The 26104-nt window shown below is 70.9% G+C and carries 20 protein-coding genes and 2 pseudogenes; 17 read left to right on the top strand and 5 right to left on the bottom strand.

From position 1 onward, the window contains the following. Nucleotides 1-8 precede the first annotated feature (8 nt). The 13 genes from ASG52_RS06275 (at nucleotide 9) to ASG52_RS06215 (ending at nucleotide 16327) form a co-directional block, all read left to right on the top strand. The gene (locus tag ASG52_RS06275) at nucleotides 9-506 is read left to right on the top strand and encodes a hypothetical protein (protein ID WP_056240554.1); all 498 of its coding nucleotides are present in this window, start codon (nucleotides 9-11) and stop codon (nucleotides 504-506) included. 85 nt (nucleotides 507-591) lie between these two features. Next, nucleotides 592-1989, top strand: a complete 1398-nt coding sequence (locus ASG52_RS06270) for a hypothetical protein (protein WP_056240551.1) — start codon at nucleotides 592-594, stop codon at nucleotides 1987-1989. Further along, entirely contained in the window at nucleotides 1986-2489 is a 504-nt protein-coding gene (locus tag ASG52_RS06265; RefSeq protein ID WP_056240549.1) for a hypothetical protein, read from the top strand. Before ASG52_RS06270 ends, ASG52_RS06265 begins: the two co-directional genes overlap by 4 nt. Nucleotides 2490-2580: 91 nt before the next feature. After that, nucleotides 2581-3696: a hypothetical protein gene (locus ASG52_RS06260; protein ID WP_056240546.1), complete on the top strand. Its 1116-nt coding sequence runs from the start codon at nucleotides 2581-2583 to the stop codon at nucleotides 3694-3696. A gap of 89 nt (nucleotides 3697-3785) precedes the next feature. Next, nucleotides 3786-4769 (top strand): trypsin-like serine peptidase, encoded by a 984-nt coding sequence (locus tag ASG52_RS06255; RefSeq protein WP_056240544.1) that lies wholly within the window; start codon nucleotides 3786-3788, stop codon nucleotides 4767-4769. A 196-nt stretch (nucleotides 4770-4965) separates the two neighbouring features. Continuing rightward, nucleotides 4966-5718 (top strand): OmpA family protein, encoded by a 753-nt coding sequence (locus ASG52_RS06250; RefSeq protein ID WP_056240542.1) that lies wholly within the window; start codon nucleotides 4966-4968, stop codon nucleotides 5716-5718. A gap of 26 nt (nucleotides 5719-5744) precedes the next feature. After that, complete coding sequence (locus tag ASG52_RS06245; protein ID WP_056240540.1) at nucleotides 5745-6698, top strand: hypothetical protein; 954 nt, start codon at nucleotides 5745-5747, stop codon at nucleotides 6696-6698. Between the two features lie 37 nt (nucleotides 6699-6735). Continuing rightward, on the top strand, nucleotides 6736-7728 hold the full coding sequence (locus ASG52_RS06240) for a hypothetical protein (RefSeq protein WP_056240538.1): 993 nt from the start codon (nucleotides 6736-6738) through the stop codon (nucleotides 7726-7728). A gap of 26 nt (nucleotides 7729-7754) precedes the next feature. Beyond that, nucleotides 7755-8018 (top strand): hypothetical protein, encoded by a 264-nt coding sequence (locus tag ASG52_RS06235; RefSeq protein WP_056240535.1) that lies wholly within the window; start codon nucleotides 7755-7757, stop codon nucleotides 8016-8018. A gap of 17 nt (nucleotides 8019-8035) precedes the next feature. After that, nucleotides 8036-9400, top strand: a complete 1365-nt coding sequence (locus ASG52_RS06230; protein ID WP_286158960.1) for a hypothetical protein — start codon at nucleotides 8036-8038, stop codon at nucleotides 9398-9400. Between the two features lie 33 nt (nucleotides 9401-9433). Beyond that, nucleotides 9434-12529, top strand: coding sequence for a hypothetical protein (locus ASG52_RS06225; RefSeq protein ID WP_056240532.1), 3096 nt, complete (start codon nucleotides 9434-9436; stop codon nucleotides 12527-12529). After that, a complete protein-coding gene (locus ASG52_RS06220; RefSeq protein WP_056240530.1) occupies nucleotides 12526-14187 on the top strand; it encodes a hypothetical protein in 1662 nt (553 codons plus the stop codon). Before ASG52_RS06225 ends, ASG52_RS06220 begins: the two co-directional genes overlap by 4 nt. A 307-nt stretch (nucleotides 14188-14494) precedes the next feature. Further along, on the top strand, nucleotides 14495-16327 hold the full coding sequence (locus ASG52_RS06215) for a reverse transcriptase family protein (protein ID WP_056240527.1): 1833 nt from the start codon (nucleotides 14495-14497) through the stop codon (nucleotides 16325-16327). 254 nt (nucleotides 16328-16581) lie between these two features. Here the strand turns inward: ASG52_RS06215 and ASG52_RS06210 are convergent, their stop codons facing one another. Both ASG52_RS06210 and ASG52_RS06205 read right to left on the bottom strand, forming a co-directional pair. Next, on the bottom strand, nucleotides 16582-18000 hold the full coding sequence (locus tag ASG52_RS06210) for an NAD(P)H-dependent oxidoreductase (protein WP_056240525.1): 1419 nt from the start codon (nucleotides 17998-18000) through the stop codon (nucleotides 16582-16584). Between the two features lie 260 nt (nucleotides 18001-18260). Next, nucleotides 18261-18506, bottom strand: coding sequence for a hypothetical protein (locus ASG52_RS06205; protein ID WP_056240848.1), 246 nt, complete (start codon nucleotides 18504-18506; stop codon nucleotides 18261-18263). A 536-nt stretch (nucleotides 18507-19042) separates the two neighbouring features. On the opposite strand from ASG52_RS06205, the gene ASG52_RS06200 reads away from it, so the two are divergent. From ASG52_RS06200 to ASG52_RS06190, 3 genes are all read left to right on the top strand, one after another. Beyond that, nucleotides 19043-20179, top strand: coding sequence for a TRAP transporter substrate-binding protein (locus ASG52_RS06200; RefSeq protein ID WP_056240522.1), 1137 nt, complete (start codon nucleotides 19043-19045; stop codon nucleotides 20177-20179). 228 nt (nucleotides 20180-20407) lie between these two features. Then, complete coding sequence (locus ASG52_RS06195; RefSeq protein WP_056240519.1) at nucleotides 20408-21076, top strand: TRAP transporter small permease subunit; 669 nt, start codon at nucleotides 20408-20410, stop codon at nucleotides 21074-21076. Next, nucleotides 21073-22809, top strand: a complete 1737-nt coding sequence (locus ASG52_RS06190) for a TRAP transporter large permease (RefSeq protein WP_056240517.1) — start codon at nucleotides 21073-21075, stop codon at nucleotides 22807-22809. The genes ASG52_RS06195 and ASG52_RS06190 overlap by 4 nt, the downstream gene beginning before the upstream one ends. A 157-nt stretch (nucleotides 22810-22966) precedes the next feature. On the opposite strand, the gene ASG52_RS06185 is transcribed toward ASG52_RS06190, so the two are convergent. The 3 genes and pseudogenes from ASG52_RS06185 to ASG52_RS06180 all read right to left on the bottom strand — a co-directional run bounded on the left by ASG52_RS06185 (nucleotide 22967) and on the right by ASG52_RS06180 (nucleotide 24565). Continuing rightward, complete coding sequence (locus tag ASG52_RS06185) at nucleotides 22967-23176, bottom strand: hypothetical protein (protein WP_056240514.1); 210 nt, start codon at nucleotides 23174-23176, stop codon at nucleotides 22967-22969. A gap of 40 nt (nucleotides 23177-23216) precedes the next feature. After that, nucleotides 23217-23525, bottom strand: coding sequence for a hypothetical protein (locus ASG52_RS26950; protein WP_156383817.1), 309 nt, complete (start codon nucleotides 23523-23525; stop codon nucleotides 23217-23219). Nucleotides 23526-23562: 37 nt separating this feature from the next. Beyond that, nucleotides 23563-24565 (bottom strand): annotated as a pseudogene (locus ASG52_RS06180) (IS256 family transposase). 676 nt (nucleotides 24566-25241) lie between these two features. Between ASG52_RS06180 and ASG52_RS06175 the strand changes: the two are divergent. After that, a pseudogene (locus ASG52_RS06175) lies at nucleotides 25242-26073 on the top strand (IS5 family transposase). Nucleotides 26074-26104: the final 31 nt, after the last annotated feature.

Below are 26104 nucleotides of genomic sequence, written 5' to 3'. Positions count from 1 at the left end.
AGTGCCCCATGCGGATCGTCGCCCTCGTCCTCCTCGGCCTCTGGAGCCAATCGGCTCACGCCCAGGGCTTCGCCGTCCAGAACCTGACGGCCGTGGCCGACGACGCGAAGCGGGCGCTCGGCGACGGTTTTTCCGCGCGGGTCGAGCCCCAGCGCCTCACCCTGGTCTGCCTCGGGTGCCCCGGCGGCCCGATGGTCGATCTGCAACTCGGCCGCCAGACCGACGGGACCGAGGAGCGCGTGCGCTCCGGCGAGAGCTCCATCGCGCAGCTCGAAGCCCTGTGCCGGGCCAAGAGCCCGGATTGCCGCCTCTCGGGCCTCGGCGTGGCCCCGGCGGTGGGCTGGATCAGCACCTATCCGATCGGAAAGACGGCGGGCGCCACCGCCATCGTCCTGCGCGGCGGCGACCGGCTGATCATCCGCGCGGTCGCCGAGACCCGCGAGGCGGCCACGCGCCAGGTCGAGACCCTGGTCCAGGCCGTGGCGCCGCGCATCGTCGGCCGCTGACCGTGACGCGACGCCGGCCTGCGGCTATCGATGGGCCGGCCAAGGCGATTTCGGCGAACCGGAGCGGAGGGCGCAGGGGGCGCGCATGACCGGCGGATACGACGAGCGTTGCGCGGCCGACTTCGCTGCCGTGGGCGAGGGCCGCGACCTGTCGCGTGCCGACCGGGCGTGGCTCGCCCGCGTCGTCACCGGTGCGGTCCGCCCGAACCGCGACCGCCCGCTCTGGGACCTCGCCCACGCGCTCGCTGCGCTGGCGCAGGCGACGGGGCCCCGAGACGGCCGCGACCTCGTCACCCTCGCCCTCGATCCCGGCCTCGCCACGGCGGAGGCCTGCGCGGCGCGGTTTTCCGGGAGCGCGACCGCGGATACGCGCGGCCTCGTCCTCGAAGGAGAGGCCGGCTGGCACACCGGCTGGTCCGGCCTCGCCCGGCTGCTGGCGCTCGGTGAATTCGTGCTGACGGCGGAAGACTTGGGTAGCTTCGGCACCGTCACCGGCTGGCTCGACGAGTTGGCCGCCGCGCCGGACGCCGACGGCGCCGCTTTCCTCGCCAAGCGCCTCGCCCGGCATCTTTCCGCCTACCGCAACGCCCATCTGCCGCTGGCGCGGGAGGAGCGGCGCTTCCGCGCGCTGCTCGGCTTCCTCGGCGGGCGCCGCGCCTTCTCCGATGCCGACATCCTCGCCTTCTGGCAGGCCGAGATGGCTTCGGGCGAGCGGCCGGGCTTCCGTACGGTGGCCGAGCATTTCGTGACCTTCGAGGCCGGCGCGCATCTCGTGGACGGCCTCGACGGGTTGTCGTCGGCCGCCTCCCTCGACGCGCATCAGGGCTGGGAGGACCGTCTCGACGCGGCCCTCTCCGATCTTACCGCCGCCGAGCCCACCGCGACGCTGGCGGCTTTGCTCGCCGACTGGCCGGAAGGTCCCAAGATCCTGACCGGCGCCGAGCGCGAGGATCTCGCGGACTTCCTGCGCCTGGAGCCGTTCCACCGCACCCGCCCGCTGACGACCCTGCGGGCGGCGAGCTTCGGGCGGGTGCAATCGGGCATCGCCAACCGCCTGCGCCGGGGCACGGGCGGCGCCGACATCGCCGAGCGCGCCGCCTGCACGGAGGCCGAGAGCTACGCGGCGCTCACCGAGCGGGCAGCGGCGCTTGCCGCCCATCTCGCCCGGATGCTGCGGATCGCGGCGGCGCTCCGCATCCTCGAACGCGACGGCCTTTCCGAAAAGACCCGCGCCGCCCTCGACGCGGCGGAGGCCGACCTGCGCCGGGTGCGCCGCGCCGGCTTCGAGGACCGCGCCGGGCTGACCGCGGGCTTCGCCGCCGCCGAGACGGCACTGCTGCGCGTCGCCGAGGAGACTGCGCGGCTGGAGCGGGCGCTCGCCGGGCTCGCCCGGCAGCATCCGCCGGATGCCGGCTTCGAGGCCGACCGCGCGGTCTTCGCCGAAGCGTTGTCCGCCGCCTATGCCGGGGAGGCGGCGGCGTGAGCGACGAAGCCCGTCTGCTCGCCGAACTCCACGCCGCCCGCGCCCTGATGCGGGCGCCGCCCCCCACCCCGCGCGTCGGCCACGCCGCGCTCTGGGCGCACGCGACCCGCGCGGGTGGAAGCCCGGTCGATCTCGCGGTGGTGCGGGCGCTCCGCACCGATCCCGACGCCACCCGGCGCTACCGCACCCTGCTCGCCGCCCAGGCGATCGCCCACGCGACCCTCGCCGCGGCGGCCTCCGACGGCGCGCTCCTGCGGCGCCGGGTCGGCCCGTTCGCGTTGGAGATTCTGGAGGGCACGCCGCCGCTCCTGATCCTGCGCGGCGCCGACACGCGTCCGCCGCGGACGATCGAGGCGTGGCGCGACGACGAGGCCGTGCGGCTCGACCTCCCGCCCCCGGTCGAGGGCGCGATCGTGCTGGCGCTCGATTCCGCCGTACCGGAGGCGGAGGCTTTGGGCCGGATGCTGCGTGATCCGCGTTGCGCGGTGTTCCTGTTGTGACGGATCGCGTCCCCCAAACGCGCCGCGACCCCTCTCCCCTCCCCCACGGCGGGAGGGTTCTGGGTGCGCGTGAAATCGGGGACTCCTCCGCATGAGCCCGCCCGCCATTCTGATAATCATCCCCACCACCGCCGGCCCCCTGCGCCTGCGGGCCCTCACGCCCCGCCCCGGCCTGCCGGCCTCGGCCGCCTTCGCCGACGGCGATTACCGCCCGCTGCCCTGGTCGGCCGACTACGCCCGGCTCTGCGCCGCGGGCGGGCCGCTCGCCCGGCTCGTCGGGCGCGAGATCGGCCCGCACGAGTTGCGTCTCTCCGGTTCGTTCGATGCCGGGCGCTCCTGGGAAGTCCCGGTCGGCCTCGCCCACGCCCTCGCCGCGCGCGGCCACCGCCTCGTCGCGGAGCCTGCGGAAGCCGACCTGATCCTGTGGGCGACCGGCGCGGTCGATCTCGACCTCGCGGTGCTGCCCGGCGACTACGCGCTCCTCGACAAGATCGAGCGCACCCGCGCGCTCCTGGCCGAGGCGCCCCAGGCCCGCATCGCGATCCTGCTGCCGGAGGGGCCTGAGCGGACGCAGGCGGAGGCGGCGTTTGTCGCGCTCGGGCGACCGGTGGCACCGACGATGCTGCCGGGGACGAGGCTGGCGGCAGCCATCGCAGCGCTGACCAGCCCCGAAGAACCGGCTCGGCCTATTGCGACCGAAACGGCTGCGCCGCCGCGACGGCTCCGGCGCTTCGCGCTGCCGGCGGGTGTGCTCGCCGCCACAGGCGTCGTGGCAGCCCTCGCCCTCGCACCGCGCCCCATCCCGAGCGCCGGGACGGGCGAGCCCGCCTTCACGGCCTCGACGCCGCACGCGATCCGCGTCGAGGAATTACGGGCGCCTGCCGGCTCGTCCTGCCGCCGGGTCGCCTTCGGGGCCGATCCGCCCGAGCGGCGGCCCGTGCCGGTCGAGAGCGGGGATCGCCTCGCCCCGACCCGCCTCGTACCGGAGCTGTGCGGCATCGCCGTCCGGGCGGAATCACCGGGCCTCACGGTCGAGGTCGGCCCGGAACTGCGCGCCGCCGCCTTGCCCGCGGTGCGGCTCGCCGACGGGGCGCAGGGCTACTTCCTGCGCGAGGGCGGACGCCAAAACCTCGTCTACGCGGTCCAGGCCGTATCCGAGGCGGGCGCGGCGTCCGGCCCGCGCCTCGTCCACGCGCTCACGCGCTGAGGAACGGCGATGGGACAGCAATCCGTTCACGGCTTTTTGACCTATCGACCCGAGCCGGGCATAGAGCCGCGACGATGCGGAGGGAAGCGATGACCTCGATTCGCCGGAGACGCCGCCCCCTCGGTGCGGGGGCCTGCCTGCTGCTCGTGCTCGGCGCCTCCGGCCCGGCCGTGAGCCAGAGCGTCGGGTTCGACCCCGCCGATTACGGGCGGGCGCAACTGCCGCTGCGCCAGACCACCGGCGACGCGGCGGCCTATGTCGATCAGAACAAGGGCGCGTTCGAGCCGATCGCCGAACTCGACCCGAAGGACGGGCTCGCGGCGCTCGCAAGGCCCATCGGCCGCGTCGACATCGTGCTGAAGAACGCCCGAACCGGCCAGCAGGTCGGCGCCTCCTGCACGGGCACGCTGCTGCCGGGGGATGTCGTGCTGACCAACCATCATTGCCTGCCCCAGGGCGGCGAGATGGCGCCGGTCAAGGCGTCGATCTTGATGGATTACCTGACGCTCGACGGAACAGGCTCGCGCCGCTTCGAGATCGATCCGAAGCCGGTCGAGTTCGACGCCCGGCTGGATTACGCGCTCGCCCGCGTCGCCGGCAATCCGACCGCGACCTACGGCGCCGCCAAACTCTCCGGCGAGGCGGTGCCCGGCAACCGCTCGATGCTCGTCATCCACCATCCCCTCGGGCGGCCCAAGGTGATGAGCCGGTTCCGCTGCTTCGCCCTGAAGGATCAGGCCGAGGGGCCGGACCTGCGCCATCGCTGCGACACGCTCGGCGGCTCTTCGGGCTCGCTGATGTTCGACGCCTCGGTGGCGGGGGTCGCGCTCCACAAGGAGGGCGGGCTCGACCCGAAGGACATAACGAGCTTCAACAATGCGACCCGGCTGTCGGCCTTGCTCGGCCGCAGCCCGATCCTATCGAAGATCGCGGCGGCGCAAGGCCGCCCCGTGGCCGCCGCCGACCCGGCTCCGCGGCCCTCTGCGGCCAATCCGTTGACGGCGCCGGCGCCCGCGGCCCCGGACGGGCCGCTCGATCCGGCCCGGATGAACGCGATCCTGCGGGGCCGCTGAACAACGACGAAAAAGTTCGGCGGCGGATGCGCGAAACGCGCTCTGGGTTGCCCAAGGACGGGGTGTGAGGGGCCGAAGCAAGGCCCGGAATCGAGAGGGGGACCCGATGCGCAGCATCGATGCGCGTGTGCACGAGGACGCGCCTGCGCGCCGCCGAACCGCGGGCGGCGAACGGACATCGCACCGGCTTGGCCGAATGGGCCGCGCTGCCCCGATACTGGCGGCCTGCCTCGCAGTGGCGCTCGCCGGCCAAGCGCGCGCCAACCCGCTCACCGAAGTCCCCGGTGCCCGCCCGGTGGAGGCGGAGGCGCCCCCGCCGCGGGACGAGGCGGCCGAGCGGGTGGAGGCCGGTGCCGCCAACCCGAGCGCCCCCGCGATCATCCGCTCGCTCGCCCCCTTCGCCGACGGCAATCCGGGCGCCCCGCTCGCGGTCGCCCCCGGCGACGGCGGGCCGGCCGTGCGGGTCGTGTCCGCCCGCTCGGTCGATCTCACCGTGTTCTTCGCCTACGACAGTGCCCGCCTGACGCCCGAGGCGCGCATCCAGCTCGAACCGCTGGGGCAGGCCCTGCGCGCGCCGGTACTCGCGGGCCACGGCTTTCTCATCGCCGGCCATACCGATGCGGCCGGTGGGCTCGCCTACAACCGCCGCCTGTCGCTCGCTCGGGCGCGGGCCGTGAAGGCGCATCTCGTGGAAGGCTACGGCATCGCCCCCACGCGGCTGCGCGTCCACGGCTGGGGCCCGAGCCGCCCGAAGGATTCCTTGGCGCCGCTCTCGCGGGTGAACCGCCGGGTCGAGGTCAGCCTGATCGCGCCGGCCCGCACCGGGGCGCTGCGCTTCGTCCTGCCGGCTGCGATGCCTTGCGCCGGCATCAGCGATCCGCGCCGAAGCACGTCCCTCGACCTCGACGATTTCGACGCGGCCCCGACGCCGCGGCCCTGCGCCGACTGAAAGCCGCCCTTCAGGAGAGATTTTCGATGCTCGCTCGCGCCAAAAAAACCTCTTTCGCGGCTGCCCTGTTCGCGCTCGCCGCCGGCCTGGCGCTCTCGGCCGCACCGGCCCAGGCGCAAGGGCGGCCCAACCTCGTGGTGATGGGCGAGGATGCCGACGATGATGCGGTGCCGCGCGGCAACCGCATCTTCCAGCGGGTCATCGCCGAACTGTCCGAGACGATGAACCTGCGCGGCTACAACGTCTACGACGAGACCGCGGTGGCGATGGGCTTCACGCAAGCCAACCGGGTGCGCCGCCGCGACGCCGAGCTGATCGAGGTCGCCCGCACGGTGCAGAACCCGCCGCTCGACGTGGTGGCGGTGTTCCAGATCTACGCCTCGGCCTCGAAGTCGGCCTATTCCGACATCGTCCGGCCCGAGGTGCGCATCCCCGGCCGGCTGCTGAACGTCCGCACCGGCCAGTCGCTCGGCTCGTTCGAGGTGGCCGGGCTGCAATTGCCGCCCCTGCCGCAGGGTTGCGACCGCGAATGCCTGCTGGAGCGGGTCGGCGCCGAGGCCAAGTCCATCGCGGGCGACGTGGCGGCGGCGCTGGCGGCCAAGCTCGACGGCGTCATCGCCCCCCGCCGCCGCGCGGAGGCCGGCGCACCGCCCCCGGCACCGGCCGGCAATGCCGCGGTCGCGGCAGCGCCCGGCGGGGAGGCCTGCGGCGGCCTGCCGAGCGCCTACGTGGTCAAGCTCAACGGCTTCTCGGCCCAGGAGGTCCAGGCGGCCGAGGAGTACATGGCGGCCTTCCGCTGCTACGAGCACCACCGCCCGGTCCGCGCCGGCGGCGCCACCGCCGAGTACTGGTACGAGACCCGCTCCGACTCCGCCCGGCTCGGCCGCAACCTGCGCCTGATGCTGGAGCACATGAGCGCGCCCGGCCAAGTCCAGTTCTCCGGCAATACCTTCGTCATCAGTCGCGTCGCGACCCGGTGATCCGCCCTCTCTGCCAGACCCCCGTGAGGCGTTTTCGATGACCGACGGATCGTTCCTGCGCGCCCTGTTCGCCCGCTTGCGCCGGCCTTCGCTCCGCGGCCTCGTCGCCGGCCTCGTCGGCTCGACGCTCGCCGCGATCCTGCCGGCACGGGCCGAGCCGGTCTTCCCGCCCGCCGGCTCGCTCGGCCTCGCGCCGCCCGCGGGCATGAGCCCGGCCAAGGGATTTTCGGGCTTCGAGCACCGCTCCGGCGCCTCGATCATCCTCATGGAAATGCCGCCGGAGGCCTGGGACCAGATCGACGGCAAGTTCACGCCCGAGGCCCTCGCCGCGAGCGGCTTCCGGGTGAAGGGCGCGCGCGAGGCGCTGCCGGTCCAGGGCGGCGAGGGCTTCGTGCTGCGCGGCAGCCAGAGTGCCAACGGACTCACCTATAGGAAGTGGGTCGCCGTGGTGCGAGGCCAGCCCGGCACCGGCCTCGTCACCGTTCAGGTGCCGGAGGCGGCCGCCAAGCAGGTGCCCGGCCAAGCGGTCGAGGCGGCGCTCCGCACCATCGCCTTCCGCGGCAAGGCCAGCGTGGCCGATCAGGTCGCGGCCCTGCCCTACACCATCGGCGACACCGCCGGGTATCGCCCCGCGATCGTCTTCGCCGGCAACGGCCTGATCCTCACCGAGGGGCCGAAGGACGTCGATCCCGCGCGCGAGCAGCCCGCCATCGTCATCGCGCCCTCCCTCGGGCAGGCGCCGGTGCCGGACGGGGCGGAAGCCGCCTACGCTCGCAGGCTGTTCGCGAGCCAGAAGGACGCGCGCGACATCGCCGTGACCGACGAAGAGCGCACGACCCGCGGCGGCGCGGTCGTGGTGCGGCTGCGCGGCACCTTCACCGATGCGAAGACCGCCCGCCCCATGGCCGCGACCCAGACGGTGGTGTTCGAGAACGACCGGTATCTGCGGGTGCTCGGCTTCGCCGACGCGGCCAAGGGCGACGCGCTCGCCCGCGCCGAGCGCGTCGCGGCCTCCGTGGCGATGCGCTGAACCGGATCGTGCGAGGGCGATCGCGCATGATGCCGATCCTGATCCTGATCGTCTGGACCCCCGCGCTGCTGCTGGCGCTGGGCCTCGGGCTGGCCTTCCTCACCGGCTGCCATGTCGACGAGGGCAGCCGGCACCCTTGCGTGATCTGCGGGCTCGATCTCGGCGGGCTGCTCTACACGCTGACGATGATGGGCTGGCTGATGATCCCGATGCTGCCGTTCATGCTGCTGACGATCCTCGCCGGGCTCTGGTTCGGCCTCCGCGCACTGGCGGGGGCGTGGTGGGCATGAGGCGGAGGGGAGGTTTCATGAAATCCGCGATCCGGTGCCTCGTCGTGGCGCTGGCGTTGGCGGCGAGCCCGGTCTTGTCGCAGGACGCCGGCCCGGTCACGCCCCTGCCCTTCACCTCGTCCACGGAGCTGCGCGCCGCCACCGTCGCCCGCGAGGTCCGTGCCCAGCGCGCCACGAACCCGATCGGCGCGGCCGAGACCGCCCGCGAGATGGCCCGGCACGATTACGATACGATCTTCCGCGGCTTCCTCGACGGCACGCCGCTCCGCCCGGACGATGCCGGCGACGTGCTCGCGGCGTTCGTCGCGCTCCAATGGATGGTCGCCAACGATTCCATGGCCGAGCCGAGCCCGTCGGCGCTCCGGGCGATCCGCCAGACCTTCGTCGAGCCGCTGGCGGGCAAGCCGCCGCTGTCGCAAGCGGGCTCCCGCGCGGCCTTCGCCGAGCAGGTGAAGCTGCGCATGGTGCTCCACCACGCCGGCTGGAAGGCGGCCAAGCAGCTCGGCGTGCTGCCGCGCTTCCTCGCCACCCTGTCGAACGACTTCATCCCGGCGAGCAAGCTCCAGGCGCTGGCGCTCACCGACGAGGGGCTGGTGGGCAAAGGTGGCCGCCGGTCGGCACCGCCGGCAAGGGAGGCGCCTCCGCCGGTCGCCGATGCGAGGCCGACACCGCCGCCGAACCCCGTTGCGCCGCCCGCGGACGCGGGGCAGCCGCCGCGCTATGCCGCCAACTGGGATGCGGTCGAGGGCGTGTATTTCCGCTCCACCACCGGCTTCGGCGTCGGCGGGATGATGACCATCGACTTCGAGCCGCTGATTTTCTTGCGCGACGGCACGTATTACGAGATCGCCGACACGGCCCTGGAGGATGTCGATCTCGCCGCCGAGCGCCTCGCCAAGCTGCGCCTGTTCGGCCGCTGGACCCGCGCGGGCAAGGGCTTCGTGCTGACGGATTTCAAGGGCCGATCGAACGACTACGCGCTCGGCGACGGCAGCTTCTTCCGCGCCTTCCCGGCCGCCTCCGGCGAAACCGTGAAGCGCGCCTATCGGCGCCTGTCGGGCGGCGGCAACAGCGCGATGGGCGGCAGCGTCGCGATCGCCGTCGAGAGCCGCTACGATTTCCGTTCCGATGGAAGCTACGGACGCGGCGGCTCGGTCGGCGCGATCAATTCGGGCGCCGACACCGGCGTCTCCACCGCGATCGGCCGGCGCCGCCCCCCCGAGGGCGGGCGCTACGCGCTGGACCGCCACACCCTGACCCTGACGGGGGCCGACGGACGCAGCCGCCGCGTGTTCTTCGCCTACAGCTCGCAGAAGGAGCCGCCGGAGATCGACCGCGACATGATCTTCATCGGCGACGACGTGTTCTCGTCCGATGATTGAACGCCCCGCCCGTCCCTCGGCCCGGAGGCCGGAATGAGACTCGTCCGCAAAGCCGCCCTCCACCTGCGCGAGGGCACCTCCGACAAGGTCTACGAGGTCGATCTCGTCGAGAACGACGCGGTCGCCGGCCCCGCGCGCTTCCTCGTGAACACCCGCCACGGGCGCCGCGGCGCGGCGCTCCGCGAGGGCACGAAGACGGCGCAGGCCGTCTCCGCCGAGGCCGCCCAAAAAATCTTCGACAGCGTCGTCGTGTCGAAGCTCAACGGCGGCTACCGCCGCTCCGACCAACTCGGCGATGCGGGACCGTCTGGCGCGATGCCGGGGGGACGCGACGGCGTGCTCCTGGCCCGGCTCGCGGCCTGTCGGCGGGAACGGTGGCCGGAGCGCGACCGCGCCCGCCTGCTCTGGCGCATCGGGCAATTGCGGATCGCCGCGGCGATGCCGGACCTGCTCGCCCTGGCGAAGGAACTCGGGCCCGCCCAGGCACCCTACACCCTGGTCTGGGCGCTGGACCGCACCGGGGGCGCCGCCGCGCGGCCGGCGCTTGAGACCATCGCCGCCTCCAGCGACAGCGTCGCGACCCGCGACCTCGCCCGCTTCGCCCTCTCGGCGGAGGCCCAGGCGGCTGCCGACGCGGACCTTCCCGATTCGATCGCCCGCCCGGCCGAGGCCGGCGATGTCGAGGCCCTGTGCGGCGCCCTCGACGGGCTCGCCCGCACCGATCCCGGCCGGGTCGGGCCGGCCCTGGTGGCGCTCGGGCGCCGCGCGCGCGGCGACAGCGGCCTGCATGCCACGCTCTGCGCCGCGATCCTCCGCCTGCCGGCCCGACCGCCCTACCTGATCGGGCTGCGCCGCCTGTTCAAGCACGCCGAGATGGCCGACGATGCAGGCCTCTTCGCCGCCACCGCGTACCGCTTCGAGACCGCCGAGCCGATGTACTGGCGCGGCGGGGGCCATGCCTACGTGCCGGAGCTGTGCCGGTCCTTCCCGCTCGACGGCCTGCGCCGTGGCGCCGACACGGTCGTCGGCCTGTCGACCGTGACTCACGATTACCTGCGCCGCCGCATCTGGCGGGCGCTGCGCAAGCGCGGCGAAGTCGGCGACCCGGCCTTCGCCGCGATGGCGGCGGACTTCCTCCTCACCGTGCGCCCGGAGAACCTGCGGCCGCGATCGGCCTGGACCTCCTGGGTGCGCCGGTCCGATGGGACTTGGGGCCGCGAGCCTCGCGCCTACGGACCGCTCGGGCATCACTGGACCGCGAATCAGCTCCTGTACCGGAACGCCCCCGGGGCGATCCCGCGTCCGAAATCGCTGCGGTTCATCGAGACGGCCGAGCCCGATCCCGAAAGCCGCGACGAGGCCTTTCCCGATCTCTGGAGCGCCCGGCCCGATCTCGCGCTGCGGCTCGCGGCGGGGAGTGCGGTCGCGCCCGTCGCCATGCTGGGCGTGCGGGTGCTGCGGGCCGACGCCTCCGCCCGCGAGACCCTGACGCCGACCGAGCTCGGCCGTCTGCTCGCCGCGCCGATCGTCCCAGCACAGCGCCTCGGCTTCGACGCCGCCCGCGACCGGCTCGCCCGCGGCGCGGCCGATCCCGAACTGCTGGCGGCGCTGATCGCCGCCCGCCTGCCCGAGGCCCGCGACCTCGCGCTCCGGCGGATCGAGGCCGACCCCGCCCTGCCGTGGTCGCACGAAGCCCTCGCCTTCGCCCTGCTGACGAGCCCCGAGCCGGAGGTCGGGGCGGCGGTGGCGCGACTCGCCGAACGCGGCGTCCCGACGGCGGCGGCAACCGCGCTCGGTCTGCGGCTCACGGCATGGCTCGCCACGATGCCGCCGGCGCCCGACGCGACGGCACCGGCGGCGATCGCGGCGCTGCGCGCCGGCCTCGCCGCCCTCTGGCCGGCCCACGACCTCTCGCTCGCGCGCGAGGAGGTCGCGCCCCTGCTCCGCCATCCCGCGCCGGAGGTGGTGGCGGCCGGCCTCGACCTGCTGACGCGCTCCGGTGCCGAGGCCGACAGCCTGCCCCCGGACCTCTGGGACGCACTGATCGGGTCGGAATCGGAAAAAATCCAGGCGGCGGCCTTCGGCCTGCTGGCACGCTCCGACGATGCGCGGCTCGCCGCGCAGGCCGAGCGCGTGCTGGCTCTGGCGAGCGGCCCCTCGCTTGCGCTCAGGGTCGCGGCGCGTCCCCTGGTCGTGCGCCTCGCAAGCCTCGATCCGGCCTTGGCCGAGCGCCTCGCGCGGGACCTGATCGACACCCTGTTTCATACCGCGCCGGACGACGCCTATCCGGGCGACATCGTCGCGCTCCTGACCGAAGCGATGCCGGGTCCGCTGGCCACCCTCGATCCCGGCACCGTCTGGCGGCTCACCCAGGCGCGAGCCAAGGGCGCCCAGTTGCTCGGGGCCACGGTTCTGGTCGAGCGCGCGCCCGGTCTCTTCAGCGTCCGCCAGATCGCCCGGCTCGGCGGCCATCCGCATGTCGCGGTGCGCCGTTGGGCGATGGCCGCCTACGAGGCCGAGCCCGCTCGATTCCAGGCAGAAGCAGAGGATGCGGTGCTGCTGATCGAGAGCGATTGGCCCGACGCGACCGCCTTCGCCCGCGCCCACTTCGAGAACTGGCCCGAGGCGGCCTGGACGCCGGCCGCCTTGGCGATCGTCACCGACAGCGTCCGGCCGGAGGTGCTGGCCTTTGCCCGCACGCTGCTGCGCAGCCGCCTGCGGCCGGGCGACGCCGAGGCGCAGTTGCTACGCCTGCTCGAACATCCCTCGCCCTCCATGCATCTCCTTGTCACCGAGATGCTGACCGAGCAGGCCGTCGCGAGCGAGGACGCCTTCGCCCGGCTGATCCCGCTCGCCCGCATCGTCATGCTGCAGGTGCTGAAGGGCCGGGTCGCCAAGGACCGGATGGCGGCCTTCCTGCGGGCACAGGCCCTGGGTCATCGCGAGCGGGCCGAGCGCCTGCTGCCGCTGTTTTCCGACCTGTCGCTCAGCGGCACCGCCCGCGACCGTGCCGCCGCGATCCTGACCCTGCGGGACATCGCCGACACCCATCCCGGCCTCGACACCCCGCTCGCCCGGCGCGCGCCGGAGACGCGGGAACCCGACGCCCGCGCGGAGGCCGCCCGATGAACTTCGTCCATCGCTATCTCGGGCAGAGCCGGGCTGAGACCGACGTGGGCGCGACCCGGCTCGGCTTCGCCCCCGACACGCTGCGCGCACCGACCTTCTTCACCGGCAAGGTCGCCCGCCATCTGCCGTTCCGCGAGGCGATCTCGGCGCTCCACCACGTCGTCGTGTCGGACCTGCGCTTCAAGCCGAAGGATCGCACCGCCTACCTCGCGTGGCTCCAGGCCAACGAGCAGCAACTGCTCGCCGAAGCGCTGAGTGACCGGGACGCGATCCGCGCCGAGATCGAGGCCCTGCGGCGGGAAGCGGGGGAGATCGACCTTCGGAGCGGCGCCATCATGCGCCCGTTCCATCACGCGCGGCGGCGCTATTTCGACTACCTCTACAAGCAGAATTTCGACGCTTGGATCGTGCTCGATCCGGTCATCACCGTGCATCCCGACGAGATCTTCTTCGAAGCGTTCAGCCTCGACGAATCGAGCTACGGGCGTCTGTCCTGCGACCACGACACGTTCGAGCGCCTCGGCGCCATGGCCTACGGCACCACCAACGTCGATTACAGCCACGCCCTCTACGACGAATTCCAGAAGATCCGCAGCTACCGCGACACCGAACTCGCCATCGACCCGACCGGCTTCGAGGTGCAGACGACGGGCGAGGCGGCCTATCGCGAGGACAAGATCGAGCTGCCCGATTCGTGGATGCGCGGCTTCCTCCAAGTGTCGAGCGCGATGGCGCAGCCCGCCTTCACGGTCGACCTCCACCCCATGGACCTGCACGCGATCCTGACGCGCCTCGGCGCCTGCCGGGAGCGGCACGGGCCGCGCTCGCTGCGCTTCCTGCTGGAGCCCGACCGGCCGGTCTGCGTCGTCATCGAGCCCTGGAACGAGCGGCTGACCTTCCGCCGCTCGATCTACCGGGGCAGCGGCGCCGAGATCCGGCTCTGGGGCCGGCGGCGGCTGGCGATCCTGGCGCGCGCCCTGCCGCTCGCCAAATCCGTGCGGCTGCACCTGCTCGGCACCGGGCTGCCCTCCTTCGCGGTGCTGGATTTCGGAGGCTTGCGCTTCACGCTGGGCCTATCCGGCTGGACCGCCAACGACTGGTCGCGCGCCGGCCGGTTCGATCTGCTGGCGCCCCGCACCGACGTCGATGCCGACACCGCCGCCCGCGTCTTCGCCGCGCTCGGGCGGCGCCATCTCGCCGGCGCCGAGACGCTCGCCGCGGACACCGGCCTCGCCCGCTCGACCGTCGAGGCCGCGCTCGGCGGCTATGTCCAGGCCGGCCGCGCCATGTTCGACCTCGACAAGCGGGTCTATCGCCTGCGCGAACTCACCCGCGAGCCGCTGGAGGCCGGCGCGCTGCGCTTCGCCTCTGAGCAGGAGGCCAAGGCCGACCGCTTCCTCGCCGCCGGCCTCGTCGCCCTCGATCCGGTCCGCCACGCCGACGGCCTGCGCTGGATCGGCGGCACCGTGCTCGACGACGGGACGCCGCTGCGCCCCACCGTCGAGATCGATGCCGACGACCGCATGGTCGGCGGCTCCTGTGCTTGCGGCTTCTTCATCCGCAACCGGCTGATGCGCGGCCCCTGCGAGCACATGCTGGCGCTACGCCGCTTCTTCCACGCACAGGTCGAGGGCAAGCCGATGGGGTCTCGGGCGTGAAGGATCAGCGATTGATGCCGGCTCCCGCTCGGTCTAGGTTCACCGTCACGAGGGGCGTTGTCCGGGGCGGACCTTGCATCCTGGGCGGCGTTTCGCCGTCCCTGCACCCTGCCCGGCAAAGCGTCACCGGCCCGCTCTTCACTGGGCCGGCACTGACCACCCGGCGGCGTTCGCGGTTTGGGTTCGCCGAACCCAAACGCCGCCGGGTGGTCGTGCCGGCATCGAGTGGAGCGTGCCGGTCCCGAGACTTGACGAAGGCTTCCCGGCCGGCGTCCCTCGTTTCCTTTCCGGCTTCCGGAGGCTGCCCATGAGCGCGCAGCCCGGCTCGCTGACCCGCCAGCAACTCTACGACCGCATCCGCGAATCCTCGAAGGACGAGGTGATCCTCGAGGAGATGATCCGCCTCGGCTTCTGGCCGGACGGGGCGGATCGGCCGAACCTCCCCGCCGACCTGATCCGCCGCCGCGGCGAGATTTCCCGAGAACTCGCCGAGCTGCACCGCCGCGAGGGGCTGTGGCGCGATCCGGAAGCCGCACTCAAGGAGATGCACCGCCGCCGCAAGAAGGCGGCCCTGGAACGCCGCCGCGAGACCAAGCTGCGCAACGCCCGCAGCCGCCACGAGCGGGCGCTGGCGTGGCACGCCCGGCGCGACGCGGAGGTGCTCCATCTCGGCGAGGGCGTCTCGGCCGGGCTCTCGGCACCCGACGAGAGCGGGCGCGAACCGGGGCCGGGCCTACCGAGGCTCGAAAGCCCCAAGGCGCTGGCGCGGGCCATGGGCATCCCGCTCGGCGAATTACGCTTCCTCGCCTACGACCGGGCGCTCGCGACCGTCAGCCATTACCGGCGCTTCACGATCCCGAAGAAGACCGGCGGCACCCGCCTGATCTCGGCGCCGATGCCGCGGCTGAAGCGGGCGCAGTACTGGGTGCTCGACGCGCTCTTGGCCCACGCCCCCGTCCACGAGGCCGCCCACGGCTTCGTGCCCGGCCGCTCGATCGTGACGAACGCCGGCCTGCATGTCGGGCGCGACGTGGTGGTCAACCTCGATCTCAAGGATTTCTTCCCGACGCTCGACTTCCGCCGGGTCAAGGGCAAGTTCCGGGGCCTTGGCTATGCCGAGCCGGTCGCCATCGTGCTGGCGCTCCTCTGCACCGAGCCCGACACCGACGTCATCGAGATCGACGGGCAACGCCTCCACGCCGCCCGCGGCCCCCGCCGCCTGCCGCAGGGGGCGCCGACGAGCCCGGCCCTGACCAACCTGATCTGCACCCGCCTCGACCGGCGCCTCACCGGGCTCGGCCTCAGCCTCGGCTTCACCTACACGCGTTACGCCGACGACCTCACCTTCTCGGCCTCCGGTGCGGCGGCGGAGAAGGTCGGCCCGCTGCTCAAATATGTGGGCGAGATCGTTGCGGCGGAGGGCTTCACGGTCCATCCCGACAAGACCCGGGTGATGCGGCGGGGCCGGCATCAGGAGGTGACGGGGCTGACCGTGAACGAATGGGTCGCGGTGCCCCGTGAGACCCTGCGCCGGTTCCGCGCCCTGCTCCACGCCCTCGACCGGCACGGGCCCGCCGGCCGGCGCTGGGGTCGCAGTTCGGAGGACGGGGTGCTCAGGGCCGCTCTCGGCTTCGCCCATTTCGTCCGGATGGTGACGCCCGAGGCCGGGGCGCCGCTGGTCGCGCAGGCGCGACGTCTGGCCGAGCGGCACGACTCACAGCGAAACGAGGTCGATCGCGCGGACCGCCCGAAGCGCACGCCGTTCCGTCAGCTTTCCGCTCAGGGGCTGGCGCCCCTCGACCGTTGGTGGAGTCCGGCAGAGCCGCCGGCCCCAGTGCCTGATCCGATCCTGCTGGAGGCCGAGAGGGTCGTGGCCTCCGAGCGCGGTCCCGCCGCTCCGGGGCGGAGCGGTCTGCCGTCGATCGGTCATCCCAGGCTCACCGACGGCGGGAGCCCGAACGGCCCCCCTGCCCCCCGCTTCGAAACAGGCCCCGCGGAGGGGCGGATGAAGCCGTGGATGGCCGCGCTCGGTGTGTTCGTCCTGTTCCAGGCCGGCGCCCTCGTGCACCCCGTCCTCGGCCTGCTGGTTCTCGTCGCGGCCGTTCTGATCGGCGTGCGGCGCTGGTTCCGTCGCCGCTGAATGATCCGGTGTCCGGCGAATCGGATGGATGTGCTGATCGATATCGTGAAGTTTCGAGCGATATCTTGAAGCGCCAGAGCATCGTCCTGGATATGGGATCCAGGACGATGCTCTATGCTGTTATTCCGTACCCTCATTTTCCGAAAGCTGGAAACCACCTTTCGGGACGATGCTCTATGCTGTCACGTGCGTCGGGCACTCACCGTCCTCGGTTCGGAGCGCGACGTGCCGGACGGCCATGCGGGTTTCCTCGATCAGGTGCCCGTGCCTTCGGTTCCCCGGTGCTCGAAACCGCCAGAGGACGATCCCGAAGCCGCCTCGGCCAGCCCCTTCTCGTGTCGGAAGATGGCCTCCATCTCGCGGCGGAACGCGACGGCCTGCGCCCCCGCGTCGAAGGCCACGTCGCACCAGCGGATGGGGCGATCGGCCGGCACCGCGTCGCGAAGCGGCAGGCCGTGCGCCAGACCGATCGGCAGGGCGCCGAGGGCGACCGAACGCTCGGCGGGGACCAGCTTGCCGAACACCGTGTAGCCGCCCTCGCCGTCGAGCACTTCGCCCGCCTTCAGGTCGCGCTTGGCGACCGCGATCACATCGCCGCGCCAGTCGCCCGTCGTGCCGGTCGGCTCTCCGCGGGTGGCGATGCTGGCCACAGAGGTGCCGAGTTCGAGACCGATCAGGTGGTAGGGCTTGTAGGTCGCAGCAAAGCGTCCGCTCGGGTCGGTCCCGAGCCCGTATTGCCGGAAGCAGTCCTGCACGTAGGCCGTCGGCGCCTCGAACACCACGTAGACGCCCCAGCGCAGGTCGCGGAACACCGGGCGCCCGTCGCGCTCCAGCGACGAGACCACCTCCACGGTTCCCTTTCGGTTGAGAACGCCCCCCTCGCCGAGCGGGCGCAGCACCGCGGGCAGGTCGTCCACCCCGCAGGGCGGGAAGGTCAGGCCGTCCTCCGGCGGATCGAGCGCGCACGCGTTGGCCACCGCGGCCATCTCCAGGGCTGACTTCGTCCCGTCGAGGAAGGAGTTGAACATCTGCGGGTTGAAATCCCCGCCGGCGACCTGCGCCTCGCTGAATCCGTAATGGCCCCAGACCGTGTCGGGGGTCGATCGGTGATAGGCCGGCAGGTACTTGGTGCCCTTGCCGGCGCAGACGACGTCGAGCCCGATGGTGCGGGCCCAATCGATCAACTCGGCGATCAGCGCCGGCTGGTCGCCCGAGGCCATCGAGTAGACGATCCCGGCCTCGGCCGCACGGCGGGCCAGCAGCGGGCCGGCGAGCGCGTCCGCCTCCACGTTCACCATGACGACGTGCTTGCGGTGGGCGCAAGCCGCCAGCACGTGCCGGATCCCGGCGGCCGGGCTGCCGGTCGCGTCGATGACGATGTCGATGAAGGGGCTGGCGATCAGCGCCGCGGCGTCGTCGGTCACGCAGGTGGCCGCATTCCGCGCCGCCTCCTCGAAGGATGCGGCCCGGAACCGCTCCTCGGGCCAGCCCACCCGGCGCATCGCGGTCCGGGCGCCGGCCGGCGAGAGATCGCACACGCCGACCGGATGGAGGCCGGGCACCCGCCACGCCTGGGACAGGAACATCGTGCCGAACTTGCCGGCGCCGATCAGGCCGACGCGGACCGGCGTCCCCTCGGCGGCACGGCGCCCGAGCTTGGCGAACAGGGACAAGCGTGTTCCTCCGGCAAACGGCACGGTCCGGCTGCCTTAAGAGGACAACACGAAGCGGCCCCGGAGGGTACAGGCTTGCTCCAGGATTGCGAGCGGCCGGCGCTTTCATTCAGCCGGCGATCGGCCGTACCTAGTCGCCGGATCGGACAAGGCCAAGATGTCGGGATTTGGATGCCGGGACTCGGGTGGCGCCGGAAATACGCGCACCTTCGTCCCGGCTCTTGTCCTGGCCCTTTTGGCCGTTCGCTTTTCTGCGCCGCTTAGAAGGCGGCGGCTTGCTTCACCCGGTCGTCGGCGGCCGGGACCGTCCACTGCACGGCGCCGGGAAGGGCGTAGCCGCCCTGGCGGTGCACCGAGCCGGTGTCGGTGGCGAGACCTTGCGTTTCCAGGGCGAGGGCGCCGACCGTCTTGGTGTTGTCGATGGCGGTCGGCTCGCCCGCGACGGCGGCGGTGGCGAGGAGGGTCAGCGCCAGGCCGGCGGCGCGCGCGATGATGGGCTTGGTCATGGTGTTCAGCCTGTTCGTCTTCTTGCGGCGGGTTGCCGTCGCTTCGTGAAGAGGAATGTGCGTGCGGCGCACCAATGAATCAAATGGGATGATTTCATAATGTCCATCGATGACGTGCATTCTCCGCCTCGATGCGACGCCGACGGCGCAGAGGATGCGACGCATGAAGCGGGTGGATCGAACGGAATTTTCGGGCGCGCAGGAGCGCCCTCGCCAGCGCTCGACTGAAAATTCGGATAAATTCCTTTGTGCGTCGCAATAAAAGAGGCGGAGTCGTACCGCGCGTTACGGTTCAGGGACAGGAGCCGGACCACAGAATATGTGCGACGACTGATTCGAACGCCCCAACGTCGAGGACGATGAATTAATCCGGCTTCGACGGCAATAATTCGAGGTCCGATTACGGACCTACGGATTGGGGACAGGTCGCCGAATTCGTAGCGCGCCGTGTTCGAAGCAGAAGACAGGATACGTTATTCAGGCTTAGAATCGCCCCCAAGCCGGCCGCCAAAGGCTGCGCGTGAGGGAGGACGAGGATGAGTTCAACGGAGCCGACCGGCCGGCGCGCGACGCGTCGCCGATTCCTCGGGGTGGCCGCGACGGCCGCGACCGTCGTCGCTGCGCCGACCGTCGTGAAGGCGCAGGGGCCGATCAGCATGCGCTGGCAGAGCACGTGGCCCGCCAAGGACATCTTCCACGAGTTCGCGCTCGACTACGCCAAGAAGGTCAACGACATGACCGGCGGCGACCTCAAGATCGAGGTGCTGCCCGCGGGCGCGGTCGTGCCCGCCTTCGGCCTGCTCGACGCCGTCTCGAAGGGCACGCTCGACGGCGGCCACGGCGTGATGGTCTACCATTACGGCAAGCAGACCGCGCTTGCCCTGTGGGGCTCCGGCCCGGGCTTCGCCATGGACGCCAACATGCTGATGGCGTGGCACAAATACGGTGGCGGCAAGGAACTGCTGGAGAAGCTCTACGCCTCGATCGGCGCCAACGTCGTCTCGATGCCCTACGGGCCGATGCCGACGCAGCCGCTCGGCTGGTTCAAGAAGCCGATCGCCAAGGCGGACGACCTCAACGGCCTGAAGTTCCGCACCGTCGGGATCTCGATCGACGTGCTCACCGGCCTCGGCGCCGCCGTGAACGCGCTCCCCGCGGGCGAGATCGTCTCGTCGATGGACCGCGGCCTGCTCGACGCGGCCGAGTTCAACAACGCCGCCTCCGACCTCGCGCTCGGCTTCTCGGACGTGTCGAAGGTCTGCATGCTGCAGAGCTACCACCAGAACGCCGAATCCTTCGAGATCCTGTTCAACAAGACCAAGTACGACGCCCTGCCCGAGCGCCTGCGGGCGATCATCGCCAACGCGACCGAGGCCGCCTCGCAGGACATGCAGTGGAAGGCGATCGATCGCTACTCGAAGGCCTATCAGGAGCTGCAGGGCAAGGGCGTCAAGTTCTACAAGACGCCGGATGCGCTGCTCAAGAAGCAGCTCGACGTCTACGACGAGGTCGTCAAGAAGAAGGCCGCGGACAATCCGCTGTTCAAGGAGATCATCGCCTCGCAGATCGCCTTCGCCGAGCGCACGGCGCGCTGGGAGCAGGATACGGTCGTCAATCGACGCATGGCCTTCGACCATTACTTCGGCCAGAATGCCGCGGCGAAGAAGATCTAGCCCGAGGATCGATCGCGGCGGGTTCCGCCCGGCGCCGTCGGGGTGAGCGTGAGCGAAGCGATCCGGTCGGCCCCTCTCTTCCGGAGAGGCGGCACCCCGGATCGCCGTCGCCGCGCCGCGCGATGACGGCGCGGAACGATCCCGGACGCACCTCCGACACCGTCGCGACGACACCCCGCCGTCCGGCCGCGCGCCGGACGGCCCCACACCCCTCGCCAAGGGTTCCCCATGAGCGTGCAGCGCTTCCTCCACGCGGTCGATGCCCTCTCGACCTGGGTCGGCAAGGCCGCCGCCTGGCTGATCATCGGGCTGATGGTGCTCATCTGCCTCGAAGTGGTGAAGCGCTACTGGCTCAACATGCCCACCGCATGGATCTACGACGCCAGCAACATGTTCTACGGCACGCTGTTCATGCTGGCGGGCGCCTACGCACTGGCCAACAACGCCCACGTGCGGGGCGACTTCCTCTACGGGTCGATGCGACCGCGGACGCAGGCCGCCTTCGACCTCGTCCTCTACTTCGTCTTCTTCATCCCCGGCATCCTGGCGCTGATCTACGCCGGCTACGACTACGCGGCCCTGTCCTGGCGGATCGGGGAGCACTCCACCACCACGGCGGACGGGCCGCCGATCTACCATTTCAAGACGGTGATCCCGGTCGCGGGCGCGCTGATCATGCTCCAGGGCTTCGCCGAGATCGTGCGCTGCATCGTCTGCCTGCGCACCGGGCAATGGCCGAGCCGCCTGCGCGACGTCAGCGAGATCGACGTCGTCGAGGAGCAGCTCGCCCAGAGCGAGCATGTCGACGAGGCCGCGCGGGAGGCCGCGATCGCCCGCGCCCACGCAATCGAGGAATCCGCGCGCCAGCGCGGCATGGCAGGGGACCCCACCACATGACCGATCCGGGCCTCGGCCTGCTGATGCTCGGACTGATCGTCGTCGCGATCATGATGGGCTTCCCCACCGCCTTCACGCTGATGGGGCTCGGCATCTTCTTCGGCTTCTACGCCTTCTACAATCCGAACGAGGCGTTGATCGACAACCGCATCTTCGACCTCATGGTCCAGCGCACCTACGGCGCCATGACCAACGACGTGCTGATCTCGATCCCGCTCTTCGTCCTGATGGGCTACGTGATGGAGCGCGGGGCGCTGGTGGACAAGATGTTCTACGCGGTCCAGCTCTCGTTCCGGCGCGTGCCCGCCTCGCTCGCGGTGGCGACGCTGATCGTCTGCACCTTCTGGGGCATCGCCAGCGGCCTCGTCGGCGCGGTCGTCGTGCTCATGGGCGTCATCGCCATGAACCCGATGCTCAAGGCCGGCTACGACACCCGGCTCGCCGCCGGCGTCATCACCGCCGGAGGCACGCTCGGCATCCTGATCCCGCCCTCCGTCATGATCATCGTCTACGCGGCGGTGGCCGGCCAGTCGGTGGTCAAGCTCTACGCGGCGGCGATCTTCCCCGGCTTCTTCCTGGCGCTGCTCTACGTCGCCTACGTGATCGTCTGGGCGAGCCTGCGCCCGAGCATCGCCCCGCGCCTGCCCGAGGATCAGGTCAAGGTGCCGGTGGAGGACTGGATGGTCCGCCTCCAGGCCGCGGCCTCGAACAACATGCTGGTCGGCCTCTTTCGCGCCAGCTTCGCGCCGGGCAGCCTCGGTACGGCAGCCGCCGCGATTCCACGCGGAAAGGCGCTCAAGAACTTCGGTACGGCGCTCGTGCCCTTCCTGATGACGAGCGCCGTGCTCGGGATCGTCTGGTGGTACGTCACCATCTACCAGACGGCCAAGCGCGACGACGCGCCGCCCGAGGGGCTGGAGGTGCTCGGCGGCGGGCCGGCGCCGGAGGCGGTCGCGGTCGATGCCGCCCCGGCCATGGGTTTCTACTGGAGCTTCGCCGTCGCCTCGGCGATCAGCCTCGTCGTGCTCGCCCGCTACTACCGCCGCATGGACGCGGAGCGGTTCGAGGTTCTGAAGCTCCTCTCCTCCTCGGTGATGCCGCTCGGCATCCTCACCTTTCTCGTGCTCGCGGTGATCCTGTTCGGCATCACCACCGCGACGGAATCGGCCGCCGTCGGCGCGGCCGGCGCCTTCCTCCTCGCCCTCCAGGCCCGGACCCTGAACTGGAAGCGGACCAAGGAGGCGGTGTTCCTCACCGCCAAGACCACCGCGATGATCTGCTGGCTGTTCGTCGGCTCGGCCCTGTTCTCGGCGGTGTTCGCCCTGCTCGGCGGTCAGGCGCTGGTGGAGCAGTGGGTGCTCTCGCTCGGGCTGACGCCGCTCCAGTTCATGATCCTGTCCCAGGCGATCATCTTCGTCCTCGGCTGGCCGCTGGAATGGACGGAGATCATCATCATCTTCGTGCCGATCTTCATGCCGCTGCTGAAGCATTTCGGCATCGACCCGATCCTGTGGGGCGTGCTGGTCTTCGTGAACCTGCAGGCGGCCTTCCTCTCGCCGCCGGTGGCGATGTCGGCCTTCTACCTCAAGGGCGTCTCCCCCCCGCACGTGACCCTGAACCAGATCTTCGCCGGCATGATGCCGTATATGGGCATCGTGATCCTGTGCATGGTCATCATGTATCTCTGGCCCGGCATGGTGCTCTGGCTGCCGACCTACCTCTACGGCAACTGAAGGCGCGGGAGCGCCTTCCTGCCGGTTTGCCGAGAGACGACGCGGTCCAACGAAGGCTTGGAGATGCGCCCAATCCAGTGTGGTCGGGCGCATCTCTCAATCGATACGATGATCATGAAATAAGATCCGAACAATATTCAGATGAAAATCGCGAATCTCAAGGCGCGATCAGATTGCGCGTCCGGGAGGGCGACCCGACCTCGACGTGCCGGCCCCAATCGCAGGCGATGAAGTCCTGCTCGCTGCCGTCGGCGAAGACCACGCCGTCCTCGTCCATCCGCGAGACCACCGAGAGCGTCGCCGGGGCGAGCCGTTTTCCGGCACGCAGATGCGTGGCGTTGGCGACGCTGGGGATCGGCTCACGCACCCAGTAGCCGACGGCGGATTCCTCCGGGCCGAGGGGACCGTCAAGACGTCGGTGTTCGCGCGCTCGCCATTCCTGGCCGAGAGACCCACATCCTGGGCTCGTTGACGCGCCCGTTCGGCACCGCGCCGATGGCTTCGGTGGACGATTCGCGAGCGAGTTTCTGTTCGCGATCGGATGATCTCGGGGTTCTACGGCCTTCGGCCGCCTCGCCGCCGAAACCTCGCAAGGTGCGCACGACGACCACGTTGCGGCCGTTGGCCAGCGGCGCGCGCACGACCGTATGAATGGTGATGTTGCTTGCGAACGGGATGCCCGGCCTGGTCGTGTCGCTTGGCGTGGTGCAGCTCACCGAGGGCCACCACGATTGCCGGCTTGGGCCGGGAGGATCAGGCTGCCAGGGTCGGCAGGCTGGCGAGGGGATCATCGCCGATCGGGGCGATGCTTTCCAGGGTCATGTAGCGGGCGCGCTGGACCGCCCCCTCGTCGTTCTGTTCGAGCAGGATCGCGCCGACGAGGCGGGCGATGGCGGCTTCGTTGGGGAAGATGCCGACCACCTCGGTCCGGCGCTTGATCTCGCCGTTCAGTCGTTCAAGAGGGTTCGTGGAGTGAAGCTTGACCCGGTGGGCGGCCGGGAAGCCCATGTAGGCCAGAACGTCGGGCTCGGCCGTGTCCATCAGGGTCGCGAGCTCGGGGAGCTTGGGCCTGAGCTGGTCGGCGACCTTGCGCCACTGCACTTTGGCCGCCTCGGCGTCGTCCTGGGCGAAGGCGGTGGCGATGAAAGCCGAGACGACGCGCCGCCCGCTACGGCCGGCGTGGGCGAGCACATTTCTCATGAAGTGGACGCGACAGCGTTGCCAGGTGGCGTTCGTGACCTTGGCCACCGAGGCCTTGATGCCCTCGTGCGCGTCCGAGATCACGAGCTTGACCCCACGCAGGCCCCGGCGCGCGAGCTTGCGCGGGAGGCTGTCCAGAACGTCTCGGCCTCCGACGGGCCGACGTCCATGCCGAGCACTTCCCTGCGGCCGTCGCCGTTCACCCCGACCGCCACGATCACGGCGACCGAGACGATGCGGCCGGCCTCGCGCACCTTCACGGAGGTCGCGTCGATCCAGAGATACGGCCACTCGCCCCTCATCCTGAGGCTCTCGAAGGACGATGGGGCGGTCGAGGAAGGCGTTGACCCGCTCGTCGATCTCCTGGCAGAGCCGGCTGATCTGGCTCTTCGAGATGCCGGTCCCGGTTGCGGTAGCCGTTGCGCTGGACCCGTCGCTCGGCACTCTTCTCGCCGTGGGCCGCCCCGGTCCGGCCGCCCACCTCCAACTCCATTAGGCGCTCGGCCGCAAAGCCGATCATCTCACGCAGCAGATCGGCGTCGGCACTCTTCTCCATCGGCGGGTTCCCATCGTGGCCTGCCACGATGGGCGCCGTTCCCCCGGCCGCAAAGCCGATCATCTCACGCAGCAGATCGGCGTCGGCACTCTTCTCCATCGGCGGGTTCCCATCGTGGCCTGCCACGATGGGCGCCGTTCCCGCGCAGGGCCATCATCTCGTCGGTCATCGGAGGTCTCTCGGGTTCGGAATTGGCTGTCGCAACCCGACCCTACCCGGCAACCGCCGATGACCACCCCTCCGCTACAACACCGCCTGGGACACAACCCTCGACTGTCGGAGGCAGGTGCTGTACGCCTCAAGCCATAAGCATTGGCCGGACCAATGATGCAGAGGAGTTTCGAACTGCTCCCCATCTTCGCGAATACACCAGCTCTCAATAGCCCCATCTACGAGAGCGTATCGCAAGGAAGAGTTGAAATTTTACCTCTCGCGACTCCAGTCAAACCCGCAAGAGCCTTCACTCCCATCGCGAAGCCAATCCAGCGCAAACCGGAGCTCGATTCGACCATTGGGCAGCTTCAATGGTGCATAGAGCGTGTTATGAACTGATTGGCCTGTTTGGCGTTGAGGTGGATGCCGCTTGATCGCCGCGCCTACCCGTCCGATGTGTCCGATGAAGAGTGGGCGCCTAGAGCGTGTTATGAACTGATTGGCCTGTTTGGCGTTGAGGTGGATGCCGCTTGATCGCCGCGCCTACCCGTCCGATGTGTCCGATGAAGAGTGGGCGCTAGTAGCGCCCAATCTCGCACTGCTACGGGAGGACTCGGCCCAGCGCGACCACGACCTGCGCGAGGTGTTCAACGGCCTGCGCTACATCGTGAAGACGGGCGCGCCGTGGCGGTTCGTGCCGCACGACCTGCCGCCGTGGGCGGCGGTCTACCAGCAGACGCAGCGTTGGTTGGCCGTCGACAGCTTCGCGGAGGTGGCCGGTGATCTGCGGGCGGTTCTGCGGATGGCGGCCGCGCGGGAGCCGGAGCCCTCGGCGGTGATCCTCGACAGCCGGATGCTGCGCTCCTCGCCGGAGAGCGGCGAGCGGGCGGGCTACGACGGGGGCAAGCGCAAGCGGGGCTCGAAGGTGCATCTGTCGGTGGACACGCCCGGCCATGTCGTAGCGCTGCACGTGACGCCGGCCGATGTCGATGACCGAGCCGAGGTCGGCCGGCTGTCGGCCGAGGTTCAGGCAGAGACACAGGACAGGGTCGAATTGGCCTTTGTCGATCAGGGCTATTCCGGGCCCAAGCCCGCAGCCGCCGCGAGCGCCAACGGCATCGCGTTGGAGGTGGTGAAGGCGCCTGAGGCCAAGCGCGGGTTTGTCCTGTTGCCGCGCCGATGGGTGGTCGATCCTTCGACAAGCTCAGGATGAGGGCTCGTTTGCCTGGGCCACCCGCTGCCGACGGCTGGTCAAGGATTACGAACGATACGCCAGCACTTTGGCAGGCCTTCACATGGTCGCCTTCGTCTGCCTCATGCTCAAACAACCAGAAAAGATCATGACAAGTGCATAACACGCTCTAGAGCGTAACACGCTCTAGAGCG

Origin of the sequence: Methylobacterium sp. Leaf456 (genome assembly GCF_001425465.1) — a bacterium.
In the GTDB taxonomy this organism is placed as follows: Bacteria; Pseudomonadota; Alphaproteobacteria; order Rhizobiales; family Beijerinckiaceae; genus Methylobacterium.
This window is presented reverse-complemented; position numbering and strand designations above follow the sequence as displayed.